Origin of the sequence: Pseudomonas sp. PIC25, from assembly GCF_002286785.1 — a bacterium.
Taxonomy (GTDB): Bacteria; Pseudomonadota; Gammaproteobacteria; order Pseudomonadales; family Pseudomonadaceae; genus Pseudomonas_M.
The window spans coordinates 1-1,066 of sequence record NZ_MUJY01000009.1 but is presented as its reverse complement, the minus strand read 5'-3'; the positions used below and the strand labels follow the sequence as shown (position 1 = coordinate 1,066).

General features: G+C 52.7%; 2 protein-coding genes. Both read right to left on the bottom strand.

All coding sequences use genetic code 11. The features are described 5' to 3' along the window. Positions 1 to 58: 58 nt before the first annotated feature. Complete coding sequence (locus tag BZL41_RS00130) at positions 59 to 844, bottom strand: hypothetical protein (protein WP_143517985.1); 786 nt, start codon at positions 842 to 844, stop codon at positions 59 to 61. A 47-nt stretch (positions 845 to 891) separates the two neighbouring features. Further along, on the bottom strand, positions 892 to 1,044 hold the full coding sequence (locus tag BZL41_RS28305) for a hypothetical protein (protein WP_168190888.1): 153 nt from the start codon (positions 1,042 to 1,044) through the stop codon (positions 892 to 894). Between the last annotated feature and the right edge of the window lie 22 nt (positions 1,045 to 1,066).

Sequence of the window (1,066 nt, the reverse complement as noted above, 5' to 3'; positions counted from 1 at the left end):
CATGATAGAGCGCATCATCGAATTGTGTTCCGAGTACCTTCCATTGCAGCGCCATGGCTTATTTCTCCTCCGAAGATTGGTAGTGAAGCGAGCAAAAATTATGTGGACCGGAACCTTCATCCCGACCTAACGTAACAACGGTTGGTCCCGCCCCAGCCAGAAAAATCGGTTTTCCATCCAGCAACAACGGCTCACTTCCTACCAAAGTGTCCGCCGTATAACCCAACCGGGAATCGAGCCCACTCAAGTCGTCGGTGACGAAAAAGAGGTAACTGGGCGCATCTACCATCTTTGAAAGCTCCGGACACACTTTACGATTGGCCGTCTCTCTTATTTCATCGGGATAACGCAACTGAACGATGGTCTGCGGCCCCGGAGCCGCATAGATTCGATAGGAAAACATGCGAAAATCTTCCACCAAACGGGTACGCCAAACCCGCAGGCGCCCACCGCGCTCGATAAAACGGCGCGCTTCCTCACGCTGCATCCGGTTGAAACTTTCCTGCTGCTCCTTGGTCATTTCCGTCCACAAATCAAGTGAGCCCGGCCGGGCGCGGCCAAAATAAGCCACGGTATCCAAACCCGAAAAGCGAAACAGCTCATAAATCAGCGCTTCATGTTTGCTGGCATCCAATTCCTGCCAGGGTGGCATTTCGAATTCCGGATAAGTCACCACTGCGAGAGGAGCACAGGAGTTGGCGGGTGCGTCTCTCAAGTCTCCAACCGTCAACTTGTTCAAGCGATCCCGTATGGCGATGCATAGCTCATCCTCCTCGCCCGAATGAAACTCCCAACTTCCCGCAACGGCTTGAGTGGTGCATGCCAGACAGAACAAGGCGCCCAACTTCCATCTCGATAACTTCACAAGCGTCTTCCCTTTTATCGCCATGCTTACTTGCCCTCCAAGCAATTGAATACACCCGCTTCGACTTGAACCAGAACACCGTTCAGCCGATCGTTTGGCCGAGGCGCCTCCAACTTCAAAATCGCATGATAGAGCGCATCATCGAATTGTGTTCCGAGTACCTTCCATTGCAGCGCCATGGCTTATTTCTCCTCCGAAGAT

Bases quoted from the DNA above. Each gene is read 5' to 3' on its own strand.
- BZL41_RS28305 (WP_168190888.1), bottom strand. From the start codon at position 1,044: ATGGCGCTGCAATGGAAGGTACTCGGAACACAATTCGATGATGCGCTC.